We start from the raw sequence: 14752 nt of genomic DNA on the forward strand, positions 1-14752 counted from the left end.
CTGTAAACGGAAACCGCCGCCCGGTTTCCCGGACGGCGGCTCCTTCATTCTCGTCGTGGTCCGAACGATCAGTCGTTCAGATATTCGCCTGCATCGGCGTCGGTGCCGGTGCCCGAGGGCACGACCTCGGCGAGCGGATCGCTGCCGGTGCCGGCGGCGTCGCGGGTCGAGCGTGCGTCCTCGGCAGCCTTCACCTGTGCCGCGGTGCCGGCGGCGATCATTGCGTCCTGCAGCTTGCGCTGCTGGACACGCAGCGCCGCGTCACGCGACGAGGCCGCGACGCGCAGGCGGTTCATGCCTGCGCCGGTGCCCGCCGGGATCAGGCGACCGACGATCACATTCTCCTTCAGGCCCATCAGCGTGTCCTGCTTGCCTTGGACCGCTGCCTCGGTGAGGACGCGGGTGGTCTCCTGGAACGACGCTGCCGAGATGAACGACCGCGTCTGCAGGCTCGCCTTGGTGATGCCGAGCAGGATCGGCTTGCCCTGTGCCGGGTTCTGACCCTTCTCGAGCTTGCTGTTTACCTCGTCCATTTCGTCGCGATCGACCTGCTCGCCGGCGAGCAGCGTGGTGTCGCCGCCGTCGGTGATCTCGACCTTTTGAAGCATCTGACGAACGATCGTCTCGATGTGCTTGTCGTTGATCTTCACGCCCTGAAGTCGGTAGACTTCCTGGATTTCGGCGACGAGATATTCCGCGAGGGGCTCGATGCCGAGCACCTCGAGAATGTCGTGCGGATCAGGCGAGCCGCCGATCAGATTGTCACCGCGCTTGACGTAGTCGCCTTCCTGAACGTCGATCACCTTCGATTTCGGGATCAGATACTCGACGACCTCGCCGCCATCCTCGGGCTGGATGCCGATCTTGCGCTTCGCCTTGTAATCCTTGCCGAACACGACGCGGCCAGAGACCTTCGCGATGATCGCGTTTTCCTTCGGTTTGCGCGCCTCGAACAGCTCCGCGACGCGGGGCAGACCGCCGGTGATGTCGCGGGTCTTGGCTGACTCGCGCGCCACACGGGCGAGCACGTCGCCGGCGTGGACGGTCGCGTTGTCTTCGACCGACAGCACCGCGCCGGGGGCGAGCATGTAGCGTGCCGCTTCACCCGAACCCTCGTCGAGGAGCGTCATGCGCGGACGCAGATCCTCCTTCGACTTGGTGGTGGCGCGGAACTCGGTGACGACGCGCTGGGCGATGCCCGTCGCTTCGTCGACCTGCTCGGTCAGCGTCTTGCCCTCGACCAGATCCTGGAACTTCACCGTGCCGCCGGTCTCGGTGATCACCGGCATGGTGAACGGGTCCCACTCGGCCATGCGGTCGCCCTTCGAGACGATGTGACCGTCGTCGAACATGACGTACGCACCGTAAGGGATGCGATCGACCGACAATTCGCGGCCGTCCATGTCCTTGATCACGATCTCGCCCGAACGGCTCAGCACCACGCGGCGGCCGCGCTGATCGACGATCACGCGCAGGTCGCGGTATTCCGCGGTGCCGTCTGCGTGCGCCTCCAGGTTGGACGTCTCGTTGAGCTGCGCTGCGCCACCGATGTGGAAGGTACGCATGGTCAGCTGCGTGCCCGGCTCACCGATCGACTGCGCGGCGATGACGCCGACCGCCTCACCGATGTTGACCGGCGTACCGCGCGCGAGGTCGCGGCCGTAGCATTTGCCGCAGACGCCGATCTTGCTCTCGCAGACCAGCGGCGAGCGGATCTTCATGCCCTGCACGCCCATTGCCTCGATCTGAGCGACCATCGGCTCGTCGAGCAGCGTGCCGACGGGGATGACGACCTTGCCATCCTTGTCGACCACGTCCTCGGCCGTGGTGCGCCCGAGAATGCGCTCGCCGAGCGAGGCGATGGTGGAACCGCCCTGCACGATCGCCTTCATCTCCAGCGCACGCTCGGTGCCGCAATCCTCCTCGATGATGACGCAGTCTTGGCTGACGTCGACGAGGCGGCGGGTGAGGTAACCCGAGTTCGCGGTCTTCAACGCCGTATCCGCGAGGCCCTTGCGCGCGCCGTGGGTCGAGTTGAAGTATTCAAGGACGGTCAGACCTTCTTTGAAGTTCGAGATGATCGGCGTTTCGATGATCTCTCCCGACGGCTTCGCCATCAGCCCGCGCATGCCGGCGAGCTGCTTGATCTGCGCCTGCGAACCACGCGCACCCGAGTGCGCCATCATGTAGATCGAGTTGATCGGCTTCTCGCGGCCCGCGTTCGCACCCGCGTCGTCACCGTAGTGACGCACGGCCTTGATCTCGTTCATCATCGAGTTCGCGACCTGGTCACCGCAGCGCGACCACGCGTCGATCACCTTGTTGTACTTCTCCTGCTGCGTGATCAGGCCGTCTTGATACTGCTGCTCGAAGTCCTTCACCTGGTCACGCGTCTCGTCGACCAGCGCGTCCTTGTCGGGCGCGATGATCATGTCGTCCTTGCCGAACGAGATGCCGGCCTTGAACGCGTGACGGAAACCGAGCGCCATGATCGCATCGGCGAACAGCACCGTCTCCTTCTGACCGGTGTGGCGATACACCTCGTCGATGACGTCGCCGACGTCCTTCTTGGTCAGCAGGCGGTTGACGACATCGAAGGGCACCTTGTGGCTCTTCGGCAGCGTCTCGCCGAGCAGCATGCGGCCCGGCGTCGTCTCGAACCGCTTGAGGTACTGCTTCCCATTCTCGTCGGTTTGCGGAACGCGGCTGATGACCTTGGTGTGGAGCGTGACCGCGCCCGAATCGAGCGCCTGATGCACCTCGGCCATGTCGGACAGCAGCATGCCTTCGCCCGGCTCCTTCTCCTTCATCATGGAGAGGTAGTAGAGCCCGAGCACCATGTCCTGCGACGGCACGATGATCGGCTTGCCGTTCGCGGGCGACAGGATGTTGTTGGTCGACATCATCAGCACGCGCGCTTCCAGCTGCGCCTCGAGGCTCAGCGGGACGTGCACGGCCATCTGGTCACCGTCGAAGTCGGCGTTGAACGCCGAGCAGACGAGCGGATGGAGCTGGATCGCCTTGCCCTCGATCAGCACCGGTTCGAACGCCTGGATGCCTAGACGGTGAAGCGTCGGCGCGCGATTGAGCATGACCGGGTGCTCGCGGATCACCTCGTCGAGGATGTCCCAGACTTCCTTGCGCTCCTTCTCGACCCACTTCTTGGCCTGCTTGAGCGTCATGCTCAGGCCCTTGGCGTCGAGGCGCGCGTAGATGAACGGCTTGAACAGCTCGAGCGCCATCTTCTTCGGCAGGCCGCACTGGTGCAGCTTTAGCTCCGGACCCGTCACGATGACCGAACGGCCCGAATAGTCGACGCGCTTGCCGAGCAAGTTCTGGCGGAAGCGGCCCTGCTTGCCCTTGAGCATGTCGGACAGCGACTTGAGCGGACGCTTGTTCGCACCGGTAATGGTGCGGCCGCGGCGACCGTTGTCGAAAAGCGCGTCGACCGCCTCCTGCAGCATGCGCTTCTCGTTGCGGACGATGATGTCCGGCGCGCGCAGCTCCATCAGCCGCTTGAGGCGGTTGTTGCGATTGATGACGCGGCGGTACAGGTCGTTCAGGTCGGACGTCGCGAAGCGGCCGCCGTCCAGCGGCACCAGCGGGCGCAGCTCGGGCGGGATGACCGGAACGACCTCGAGGATCATCCACTCGGGACGATTGCCCGATTCAAGGAAGCTCTCGACGACCTTCAGCCGCTTGATGATCTTCTTGGGCTTGAGCTCCGACTTGGTGGTGGCGAGCTCTTCGAGCAGCGCGACCTTCTCGCCCTCGAGGTCGAGGTTCTCGAGCATGTTGCGTACGGCCTCAGCGCCGATGCCGGCCGAGAACGCGTCCTCGCCATACTCGTCCTGCGCTTCGAGCAGCTCATCCTCGGTGAGGAGCTGATACTTCTCGAGCGGGGTCAGGCCCGGCTCGATGACGATATACGCCTCGAAGTAGAGCACACGCTCGAGCTGCTTCAACTGCATGTCGAGCAGCAGGCCGATGCGGCTCGGCAGCGACTTCAGGAACCAGATGTGCGCGACCGGCGCGGCGAGCTCGATATGGCCCATCCGCTCGCGGCGGACCTTCGACACCGTGACTTCGACACCGCACTTCTCGCAGACGATGCCCTTGTACTTCATGCGCTTGTACTTGCCGCACAGGCACTCGTAATCCTTGATCGGACCAAAGATGCGCGCGCAGAACAGGCCGTCACGCTCGGGCTTGAACGTGCGATAGTTGATCGTTTCCGGCTTCTTGATCTCGCCGAACGACCACGAACGGATTCGATCGGGCGATGCGATGCCGATCTGAATCTGGTCGAAGGTTTCCGGCTTCGCGAGCGGATTGGCGAAATTGGTCAGTTCGTTCATTTTCTTACCTCGTAGCCCTCTGCCCCGCGGGGAGAGGGTTGGGTGAGGGGCAGACCGGAGAGGGCAGGGTAATCCCGCAGCCCCTCTCCCCGACCCTCTCCCCGGCGGGGAGAGGGAGTGGTGACAGTTACTCCGCGGCCTCGGCCATGCCGTCATCCTCGGACTCTTCCATCGACTTCAGGTCGACGTTGAGACCCAGCGAGCGCATTTCCTTGACCAGCACGTTGAAGCTCTCGGGAATGCCGGCCTCGAACGTGTCGTCGCCCTTGACGATCGCCTCGTAGACCTTGGTGCGGCCGACCACGTCGTCCGACTTCACCGTCAGCATCTCCTGCAGCGTGTAGGCGGCGCCGTAGGCCTGGAGCGCCCAGACCTCCATCTCGCCGAAACGCTGCCCGCCGAACTGCGCCTTGCCGCCCAGCGGCTGCTGGGTGACGAGGCTGTACGGCCCGATCGAACGTGCGTGGATCTTGTCGTCGACCAGGTGGTGGAGCTTGAGCATGTAGATGATGCCCACGGTCACCTTGCGGTCGAACTTGTCGCCGGTGCGCCCGTCGAACAGGTCCGACTGACCCGAGGGGTCGAGCCCCGCGAGCGCCAGCATGTCCGACACGTCCTTCTCGACCGCGCCGTCGAAGACTGGCGTGCCCATCGGAACGCCGCCGCGCAGGTTCTGCGCCAGCTCGACAATCTCCTCACCCGAGCGAGCCTGGATGTCGTCGAGATAATGCTCGCCGTAGACCTCCTCGAGCCGCGCCTTCACCGCGTCGGGCATAGCGCCCGCCGCCGCATCGGGGTTGGCCTCGCGCCACTCGTCGAGCTGCTGCGCGATCTGTTGACCCAGGCCACGCGCCGCCCAGCCGAGGTGCGTCTCGAAGATCTGCCCGACGTTCATGCGCGACGGCACGCCCAGCGGGTTGAGCACGAGGTCGACCGGCGTCCCGTCGGCGAGGAACGGCATGTCCTCTGCCGGCAGGATGCGGCTGATGACGCCCTTGTTGCCGTGACGGCCGGCCATCTTGTCGCCCGGCTGCAGCTTGCGCTTCACCGCGACGAAGACCTTGACCATCTTGAGCACGCCCGGCGGCAGCTCGTCGCCCCGCTCCAGCTTCTCGCGGCGATCCTCGAACTTGTCGCGGATGCGCTTGGCCGCCTCGTCGTATTGGCCCTTCACGGCCTCGAGGTTCGCCTGCACCGCATCGTCGGCGACCGCGAACTTCCACCACTCGTGGCGGTCGACAGAGTCGAGCAAGTCCATGTCGATGGTCGAGCCCTTCTTGACGCCCTTCGGCGCCGCGGTCGCGACCTGATCGAGCAGCATCTCGCGCAGACGGCTCCACGTCGCACGATTGAGGATCGTGCGTTCGTCGTCCGAGTCCTTCTTCAGGCGCTCGATCTCCTCGCGCTCGATCGCCATCGCGCGCTCGTCCTTGTCGATGCCGTGGCGATTGAAGACGCGGACGTCGACGATCGTACCGGCAACGCCCGGCGGCAGGCGCAGCGACGTATCACGCACGTCCGACGCCTTCTCGCCGAAGATCGCGCGGAGCAGCTTCTCCTCCGGCGTCATCGGCGACTCACCCTTCGGCGTGATCTTGCCGACGAGGATGTCGCCCGGCTCGACCTCGGCGCCCACGTAGACGATGCCCGCCTCGTCGAGGTTGCGCAGTGCTTCCTCGCCGACGTTGGGAATGTCGCGCGTGATGTCCTCCGGCCCGAGCTTGGTGTCGCGGGCCATCACCTCGAACTCGTCGATGTGGATCGACGTGAACACGTCGTCCTTCACGATCCGCTCGGAGATGAGGATCGAGTCCTCGTAGTTGTAACCGTTCCACGGCATGAACGCGACGAGCGCGTTGCGACCCAGAGCTAGCTCACCGAACTCGGTCGAGGGACCGTCGGCCAGCACGTCGCCCGCCTTCACCACGTCGCCCACCTTCACCAGCGGACGCTGGTTGATGCAGGTCGACTGGTTCGAGCGCTGGAACTTCATCAGCGTGTAGATGTCGACGCCGCTCTCATTCGCATCGACCTCACCGGTCGCGCGAATGACGATGCGGGCCGCGTCGACCTGATCGACCACGCCGGCGCGCTTGGCCGAGATCGCGGCGCCCGAATCGCGCGCCACCGTCTCTTCCATGCCGGTGCCGACGAACGGTGCCTCGGCCTTGACCAGAGGCACCGCCTGGCGCTGCATGTTCGAGCCCATCAGCGCGCGGTTCGCGTCGTCGTTCTCCAGGAACGGGATGAGCGAGGCCGCAACCGAGACAAGCTGCTTGGGCGACACGTCCATCAGCGTCACCGTTTCCGGCAGCGCCATCAGGAATTCGCCTGCTTGACGCGCGGATACTAGCTCCTCGGCGAACGAACCGTCCTCGTTAAGCTCGGCCGACGCCTGCGCGACGGTGTGCTTCTGCTCCTCCATCGCCGACAGGTAGACGACCTCGTTGGTCACCCGGCCGTCGACGATCTTGCGATACGGCGTCTCGATGAAGCCGTACTTGTTGACGCGCGCGAAGGTCGACAGCGAGTTGATCAGACCGATGTTCGGGCCTTCCGGCGTCTCGATCGGGCAGATGCGACCGTAGTGCGTCGGGTGAACGTCGCGAACCTCGAAGCCCGCGCGCTCACGCGTCAGACCGCCCGGCCCAAGCGCCGAAACGCGACGCTTGTGCGTCACTTCGGACAAGGGGTTGGTCTGGTCCATGAACTGCGACAGCTGCGACGAACCGAAGAACTCGCGCACCGCGGCAACCGCGGGCTTCGCGTTGATCAGGTCGTTCGGCATGACGGTCGAGACGTCGACCGACGACATGCGCTCCTTGACCGCGCGCTCCATGCGCAGCAGGCCGACGCGGTACTGGTTTTCCAGCAGCTCGCCCACCGAACGCACGCGACGGTTGCCGAGGTTGTCGATGTCGTCGATCTCGCCCTTGCCGTCCTTCAGGTCGACGAGCGTCTTAACGACCGCGAGGATGTCCTCGGTGCGCAGCGTCGTTACCGTGTCCTCGGCGTCGAGGTCGAGGCGCATGTTGAGCTTGACGCGGCCGACCGCCGACAGGTCGTAGCGGTCGGGATCGAAGAACAGGCCGGCGAACAGCGACTCCGCGGTCTCGAGCGTCGGCGGCTCGCCGGGGCGCATGACGCGGTAGATGTCGGACAGCGCCTGCTCGCGCTCTTCGGCCTTGTCGGCCTTGAGCGTGTTACGAATCCAGGGACCCGTCGTGACATGATCGATGTCGAGCAGTTCGACGCGGTCGAGCCCGGCCTTGTCGAGCTTCTCCATGCTGTCGGGGCCGATCTCGTCACCGGCCTCGACGTAGATCTCGCCCGTCGCCTCGTTGATGAGGTCGTAGGCCGAATAACGACCGTAGATTTCCTCGGTCGGGATCAGCAGCGTCTCCAGACCATCCTTCGCGGCCTTGTTGGCGGCGCGCGGGGTGATCTTGGTGCCGGCGGCGAAGATGACCTCGCCCGACTTCGCGTCGACGATGTCGAACGACGGCTTCACGCCGCGCCAGTTCTCGGCCGAGAACGGAATCTGCCAGCCACCCTGACCGCGCACAAAGGTGACGCGGTTGTAGAACTGGTTGAGGATTTCCTCGGAATTGAGGCCGAGTGCGTAGAGCAGCGCCGTCACCGGCAGCTTGCGCTTGCGGTCGATGCGGACGTTGACGATGTCCTTGGCGTCGAACTCGAAGTCAAGCCACGAGCCGCGATACGGGATCACGCGCGCCGCGAACAGGAACTTGCCCGATGCGTGGGTCTTGCCGCGGTCATGGTCGAACAGGACGCCCGGCGAACGGTGCATCTGGCTGACGATCACGCGCTCGGTGCCGTTGATGAAGAACGTGCCGTTCTCCGTCATCAGCGGCATGTCGCCCATGTAAACGTCCTGCTCCTTGATATCGAGCACCGAGCGGGTTTCCGTATCGGGATCCACCTCGAACACGATCAGACGCAGCGTGACGCGCATCGGGGCTGCGTAGGTAATGCCGCGCTGACGGCATTCCTCGACGTCGAATTTCGGCGGCTCGAGCTCGTAGTTGACGAAGTCGAGCTCGGCGGTGCCGGCAAAATCGCGGATCGGGAACACGCTGCGCAGCGTCTTCTCGAGGCCCGAGACGTAGCCGATCGAGGGATCGGAACGAAGGAACTGTTCGTAGCTCTCGCGCTGCACCTCGATCAGGTTCGGCATCTGCACGACTTCGTGGATGTTGCCGAAGACCTTGCGGATGCGGCGCTTGCGCGTCCCGCCGGTGGTGTCGCGCCGGCCGGTGCCCGCGTCGATCGCCTTGGTTGCCATGTGGACTGTTGCCTCGTCAGCCGAAGAAAATCACGAAGCGCAAGAACGGCAAAAGGCCGCACGTCTGATCCCGCAATGGGAGACGGCAGCCTCTGGCGTCCTGTTTTCCGCGTTCCTATCCGTACGAAGCGCTGCGCGACGGCACCCCATTTCCCGGAACTGCGGAAGAGCTGCAATATAGGACAGCGGTACGGGCGCGTCAATCGGTAGGCCGTCGGCACGGCGCCACGCGGAGCCGTCGCGCGGCGGGCACGCACGGCCGCGGGGGTGGGGGCAGGCGTGCGGCTAAACGGTTGACCTCGCGCGCGTGTGCGTTAGCGCGGCCGCATGATCGTATCGCGTCGTTGCCGTGCTTCTCGCGCGCGTTTTCCACTCGCCCTGCTGCTCCTGACCGCGGCGCCGACCGCCTTGGCGCAAAGCTCCGCCCCCGCGGCGACGCCGACGCTGTCGCTGCCGCCGATCACCTTCTCGCTGCCGTCGGGCACGCCGACGCCCGCGCCGACCAGTGACCCCGTGCCGGCACCCGCGCCCCGGGCGAGCGAGACGCCGCGTGTGGCCCCGACACCCCGCGCGACGCCTGCCCCCCGGACGGCGTCGAGCCCGCGTGTCACGCCAAGCCGGCAGGTTGCGCCCATCCCGCGCGCGACGCCCGCGCCCACCGCCACCGCCACCCCAACGCCGACTCCGACGGCGGCGAGCGCGGTACCATCGCCTGCGGCGTCAGTTGCGCCTGCGGCGACCAGCCCGGCGACGCCGACACCGCTGGCAAGCCCGACGGCTGCCTCGTCGATGCCAGTCGAGAACGGGGAAGCAGGCCTGAACTGGCTATGGGTGCTCGGTGCGGCGCTGGTCGCTGGCGCAGGCTGGCGGTGGTGGCGGCGTCGGCAGCGCGAGGCGGCAGCGCCCGTGATCGAGGTCAGCGAAGAGCCGGCACCCGCACCCGATCTCGGGGCTGAGCCGGTCGCCCCCGAAGTGATTGCGACGCGCGTGGAAAGCCCGGCGCCGCGGATGCTCGCGCGTCGCAGCACAGCGGGGACACCGGCGGTGCCCGGTCCCGCGCAACCGCGTCCCTGGATCGAGCTCGAGCTGCGCGCGCGGCGCGCCGGGGTCAATCTGGTCACCGCCACCGCGGACGTTGAGATCGTGGTGCGCAATCGCGGCGAGGCAGAGGCGCGCAACGTCCGCGTCGAGACGCGCCTTGTCAGCGCGCGCGCCGATCAGGACGCCGAACTGGGGCGGATCTTCGCCGAGGCCGGCGGTCGTCCGGCCGCCGTGCCCTTCACACTCGCCGCGGGAGCGGAGCGCACCATCCGCGCGCTCGTGACGCTGCCGCGCGGCGAGATCAACGTGCTGACCGCGGCCGAGCGCCCGATGTTCGTGCCGGTGGTGACGCTCAACGCGCGCTACGCGATCGGCGAGGCGGGGGCGGGTGAGGGGCAGACCGCGCAGGCGGTCGCGCTGGGGATCGAGCGCGCCGGGGCGGCGAAGCTGGCGCCCTTCTGGCTCGATGGCCCCGCGCGCATGTTCGAGAGTGTCGCCGCTCGACCGCACGCGCTCGCCGTGTCGAGCTGAAGCACGGCCGCTTTCGGGAAGAAGGATCGCGCGGACGACCGCGTCCCCGCGTCATAAACTCGCGTCGTCTCGTGCGACGATCAGAAGAGCGCGCGCACCGCCTCGATAATGATCGCCCACAACACCAGCGACGTGACCGCCATTGCGATCATCGACCAGGCGCGACGCGCTTCGGTGACGTTCGCAGCAGTGATGGACATGTCGACCTCTCCTATCTTCTTGTCGCGCTAATATATGTCGTGGCAAATGAACAGTGGCAAGCTTCGATGACGCCGATCGTCGCATTCACTGGGGCGCGGGTCGATTACCCCTTCGGGTGACATCGTGCGGCGAGACTTGCGTGCATCGCGCGCAACGAAAAGGGCGGCCCCGCCGAAGCGGAGCCGCCCTGTTTCCTTGGCTCTGATCGTCGCGGGAACACATCCCATGACGTCGTGCGCGGGCGTCGCCCGCGCCAGCCGGCCTCGCGGATGCGGGTTCAGGCCCGCATCCGCTGCGGCTTACTTGAGCTCGACGGTCGCGCCAGCTTCTTCCAGCTGCTTCTTGACCTTCTCGGCCTCGTCCTTCGACACGCCTTCCTTAACGGGCTTCGGCGCACCCTCGACGAGCGCCTTCGCCTCGGTCAGGCCAAGACCGGTGATCGCGCGGACTTCCTTGATGACGTTGATCTTCTTGCCACCGTCGCCGGTCAGGATCACGTCGAACTCGGTCTTCTCTTCAGCGGCCGGCGCACCAGCGCCACCGCCGGCTGCCGGCGCTGCTGCAACCGCTGCTGCGGCCGAGACGCCCCACTTCTCTTCGAGCATCTTCGAGAGCTCAGCGGCCTCGAGGACGGTCAGTTCGCTCAGCTGGTCAACCAGCGCGTTCAGGTCTGCCATGTTACTTTTCCCATTTGCGGGGACCCAGGGTCCCGTTCGTCAACAAAATGAACTCGCCCGAAGAACTCAGGCGGCTTCCTTCTCGGCATAGGCCGACAGGACGCGCGCGATCTGAGCCGCGGGTGCCTGCGCGATCGTCGCCAGCTTCGTGGCAGGTGCCACGACGAGGCCGATGATCTTGGCGCGCAGCTCGTCGAGCGAGGGCAGCGTCGCCAGTGCCTGTACGCCAGCCAGGTCGAGCGCGGTTGCGCCCATCGCGCCGCCGATGATCTCGAACTTGTCGGTCGTCTTTGCGAAATCGACCGCGACCTTCGCCGCCGCGACCGGATCGACCGAGGTTGCGAGGCCGACCGGGCCGGTCAGCATGTCGCCGATCGAGCCATAGTCGGTGCCGTCGAGCGCGATCCTGGCAAGCTTGTTCTTCGAGACCTTGTATACCGCGCCGGCATCCCGCATCCGGTTGCGCAAGTCGGTCGACTGCGCGACCGTCATGCCGAGGTTGCGGGTGACAACCACCACGCCGACCTCGGAGAAGGTGCTGTTCAGCTCGGCAACGGCTGCGCTTTTCTGCGCACGATCCATGCCATTCTCCACGTTCATGAGCGTGTCGCCGAAACGGCACGCCCGGTTGCTTGTCCCACCCTTGCCGAACGGCAGAGGCGGTGTGTCCGACGATGGGGAAGGGGATGCCCGCTGGGAGCGGCATCGCGGGCGGCGCATAAGCCGATCCGGATGCGTTCAAATCCTGTTTCCCCGTCTCGGCGGGAAATTAAGCCGCGGCAGATCCGCAGCACCCACTGTCTTGGACGGATGAGCCGGACGGAGCGAGCCCCGACCGGTTCGAGCGCGCCTTTAGCAGAAATCACCCGGTAAACAAGAGGCCTGCGACGTGTCGCACAACTGCAACGCGCACGTCACCGATCCATCATCGAACTGCCACCGCCGTGTCGCGCGACGCCGCCAAAGCGGTGGGGTGGCGCCGTGGGAGTGGCGCGATCCGGGGGACATCACATGACCGAGCTCAGCCTCACCACCATTGGTTACCACGATGGTGACATCGACACCAACGCCAGCCGCAACCTGCACCTGAACGAGATCGTCCATCAGCGCTACTCGCGACGCCAGACGCTGCTCGGCGGGCTGTCGGCGATGACTACCGCGGCGTTCGGCTCGGTGCTGCTGTCGGCGTGCGGCAGTGACGAACTCGACGATCCGGGCGTGGTGGTGAGCGCGGGCGGATCGATCACGACGTCGGCGGGCAAGACGGTGACGTTGAACGGCACCGCGGGCAACAATGCGACCGCGTCGGGCTTCACGCAGGTCAGCGGTCCGGCGGTGACACTGAGCACCGCGGGCGGAGTGACGACCTTCGTCGCGCCCGCGGTCGCGGCGGCAACCACGCTGGTGTTCCGCTTCTCGGCCACCGGCAAAAACGGCCAGACGAGCAGCAGCGACACGACCGTCACGGTCAATCCGGCGTCGCTCGGCTTCACCGCGGTGTCGAAGAACCTGAACGACGTGGTGACGGTGCCCGAGGGCTATTCGGTCGCGGTGCTCTACCGCCTGGGTGATCCGATCGCATCGGGTGTCGGTGTGTTCGCGAATGACGGACAGGACACCAATTTCGCGCAGCGCGCGGGCGACCATCACGACGGGATGAGCTTCTTCGGGCTGGGCGCGACCGCCAGCGCGCCCGATGCCGCGAACAACACACGCGGCATGCTGGTGCTCAATCACGAGAACATCACGCAGGCCTATCTCCACCCCGCCGGCCCGACGACGGTTGGCGGCCGCCGCCCGGAGGTGGAGGCGATCAAGGAGATCGAGGCGCATGGCGTCTCCGCGATCGAGATCACGCGCGCGAGCAGTGGAGCGTGGAGCTACGTCCAGGCCTCGGCGCTCAATCGCCGGATCACCCCCAACACGCCGACTGTGTTCAGCGGCCCGGTACGCGGTAATGCGCAACTCCGCACGCTCTACTCGAACGACGCGACCGCGGGGCGCGGCACGATCAACAATTGCGCCAACGGCCAGATGCCGTGGAACACCTATCTGACCAACGAGGAGAATTGGGCGGGGTACTTCCGCCGCACCGCCGGCGACGCCGCGGTGCGCACCGCGGCGGGGCTGGCTAAGCAGAACGTCTCGCTCGCGCGCTACGGCGTGCGCGAAGGGGCGACGGGCAATTACGGCTGGTCGACCGTGCAGCCCGCGACCGCGGGCGATACGCGCTTCGCCAAGTGGAACGCGACCGCGACCGCCGGCCTCGCCGCCGACGGTACCGCCGATTTCCGCAACGAGCCGTTCCAATATGGCTGGGTGGTCGAGATCGATCCGTTCAATCCCGCCGCGCCCCCGCGCAAGCGTACCGCGCTCGGCCGCATGAACCACGAGGGCTGCTGGCCCGGCCGCACGATCGCGGGTACGCGCCCGGCGTTCTACATGGGCGACGACGCGCAGAACGAATATATCTACAAGTTCGTGTCGAACACCGCCTGGTCGGACGCCGACGCGAGCAGTGCCGACCGGCTGGCGATCGGTGACAAATACCTCGACGCGGGCACGCTCTACGTCGCGAAATTCAACGCTGACGGCTCGGGGCAGTGGTTGCCGCTCGTGTTCGGGCAGAACGGGCTGACCGCGTCGAACACCACTTATCCTTTCGCGGATCAGGCCGACGTGCTGATCAACACGCGCCTCGCCGCCGACGTGCTGGGCGCGACCAAGATGGACCGGCCCGAATGGACCGCGGTCAATCCGGTCAACGGCGAGATGTATTGCACGCTGACCAACAATTCATCGCGCACCCCTGCCACCACCGACGCACCCAATCCGCGCGCCTACACCGATCCCAAGCTGCCGCAGGGCGACGTCGTCAACGCCGATCCGCCCACCTCGAGCCAAGCAACGCGCGGCAACGCCAACGGCCATGTCATCCGGCTGCGTGAAACCGGCGACACGACCGAGGCGACCGCGTTCACGTGGGACATCTACGCCTTCGGTGCGGGGGCCGACCTCGATCGCACCAACATCAACCTGTCGGGGCTCGACGCGTCGAACGACTTCTCGTCGCCCGACGGGCTCTGGTTCGGGCGCAACACCAATGTGACCGGTCAGGTCGCGCCGGTGCTGTGGATCGAGACCGACGACGGCGCCTATACCGATGTCACCAATTGCATGCTGCTCGCCGCACTGCCGGGACGAGTCGGTGACGGCGGCACGCGTACCGTCAACAATACGCTGACAACCGCGGCGGGGGTGACGACCACTAGCACGACGACGACGCGCGTCGGTGCGGCGCCGGGCGCGAACCTCAAGCGCTTCCTGGTCGGGCCCAAGGAGTGCGAGATCACCGGCATCACCTCGACCCCCGATGGCCGCTCGTTGTTCGTCAACATCCAGCACCCAGGTGAGAACGGCAGCGCCAGCAACATCACGTCGAGCTGGCCCGCGTCGCAGAGCGGGCAGGGGGGCACCAGCCGCCCGCGTTCGGCGACGATCGTCATCACCAAGAACGACGGCGGCATCGTGGGTATCTGACGCGTGATAGGGAGGGCGTCTTCGCGACGTCCTCCCGCCCCGATTTGTGGCGATTTCTTGACGCAAACGGCCAGGTCGGTCGTGGTCTGGACTCGACG

General features: G+C 66.1%; 7 protein-coding genes. 2 read left to right on the forward strand and 5 right to left on the reverse strand.

All coding sequences use genetic code 11. The annotated features are described in order from the left end of the window. Positions 1–68: 68 nt before the first annotated feature. The 3 genes from rpoC to KZ810_RS07020 form a co-directional block, all read right to left on the reverse strand. The gene (gene rpoC, locus KZ810_RS07010; protein WP_219768251.1) at positions 69–4358 is read right to left on the reverse strand and encodes a DNA-directed RNA polymerase subunit beta'; all 4290 of its coding nucleotides are present in this window, start codon (positions 4356–4358) and stop codon (positions 69–71) included. A gap of 127 nt (positions 4359–4485) precedes the next feature. Next, positions 4486–8664, reverse strand: a complete 4179-nt coding sequence (gene rpoB / locus KZ810_RS07015; RefSeq protein ID WP_219768252.1) for a DNA-directed RNA polymerase subunit beta — start codon at positions 8662–8664, stop codon at positions 4486–4488. Between the two features lie 314 nt (positions 8665–8978). Next, on the reverse strand, positions 8979–9335 hold the full coding sequence (locus KZ810_RS07020; RefSeq protein WP_219768253.1) for a hypothetical protein: 357 nt from the start codon (positions 9333–9335) through the stop codon (positions 8979–8981). A gap of 118 nt (positions 9336–9453) precedes the next feature. On the opposite strand from KZ810_RS07020, the gene KZ810_RS07025 reads away from it, so the two are divergent. Beyond that, complete coding sequence (locus tag KZ810_RS07025; protein ID WP_219768254.1) at positions 9454–10236, forward strand: hypothetical protein; 783 nt, start codon at positions 9454–9456, stop codon at positions 10234–10236. A gap of 500 nt (positions 10237–10736) precedes the next feature. On the opposite strand, the gene rplL is transcribed toward KZ810_RS07025, so the two are convergent. Together rplL and rplJ are read right to left on the reverse strand one after the other, a co-directional pair. After that, positions 10737–11114 (reverse strand): 50S ribosomal protein L7/L12, encoded by a 378-nt coding sequence (gene rplL / locus KZ810_RS07030; protein ID WP_219768255.1) that lies wholly within the window; start codon positions 11112–11114, stop codon positions 10737–10739. A gap of 66 nt (positions 11115–11180) precedes the next feature. Then, the gene (rplJ, locus tag KZ810_RS07035) at positions 11181–11696 is read right to left on the reverse strand and encodes a 50S ribosomal protein L10 (protein ID WP_219768256.1); all 516 of its coding nucleotides are present in this window, start codon (positions 11694–11696) and stop codon (positions 11181–11183) included. Between the two features lie 429 nt (positions 11697–12125). On the opposite strand from rplJ, the gene KZ810_RS07040 reads away from it, so the two are divergent. Beyond that, a complete protein-coding gene (locus KZ810_RS07040) occupies positions 12126–14654 on the forward strand; it encodes a PhoX family protein (protein ID WP_219768257.1) in 2529 nt (842 codons plus the stop codon). The last annotated feature ends 98 nt before the right edge of the window (positions 14655–14752 follow it).

This window comes from Sphingomonas citricola, from assembly GCF_019429535.1.
In the GTDB taxonomy this organism is placed as follows: domain Bacteria; phylum Pseudomonadota; class Alphaproteobacteria; order Sphingomonadales; family Sphingomonadaceae; genus Sphingomonas; species Sphingomonas citricola.

Coding starts and splice junctions, on each gene's coding strand:
- rpoC (WP_219768251.1), bottom strand. CDS start 4,358: ATGAACGAACTGACCAATTTCGCCAATCCGCTCGCGAAGCCGGAAACC.
- rpoB (WP_219768252.1), bottom strand. CDS start 8,664: ATGGCAACCAAGGCGATCGACGCGGGCACCGGCCGGCGCGACACCACC.
- KZ810_RS07025 (WP_219768254.1), top strand. CDS start 9,454: ATGCCAGTCGAGAACGGGGAAGCAGGCCTGAACTGGCTATGGGTGCTC.
- rplL (WP_219768255.1), bottom strand. CDS start 11,114: ATGGCAGACCTGAACGCGCTGGTTGACCAGCTGAGCGAACTGACCGTC.
- rplJ (WP_219768256.1), bottom strand. CDS start 11,696: ATGGATCGTGCGCAGAAAAGCGCAGCCGTTGCCGAGCTGAACAGCACC.
- KZ810_RS07040 (WP_219768257.1), top strand. CDS start 12,126: ATGACCGAGCTCAGCCTCACCACCATTGGTTACCACGATGGTGACATC.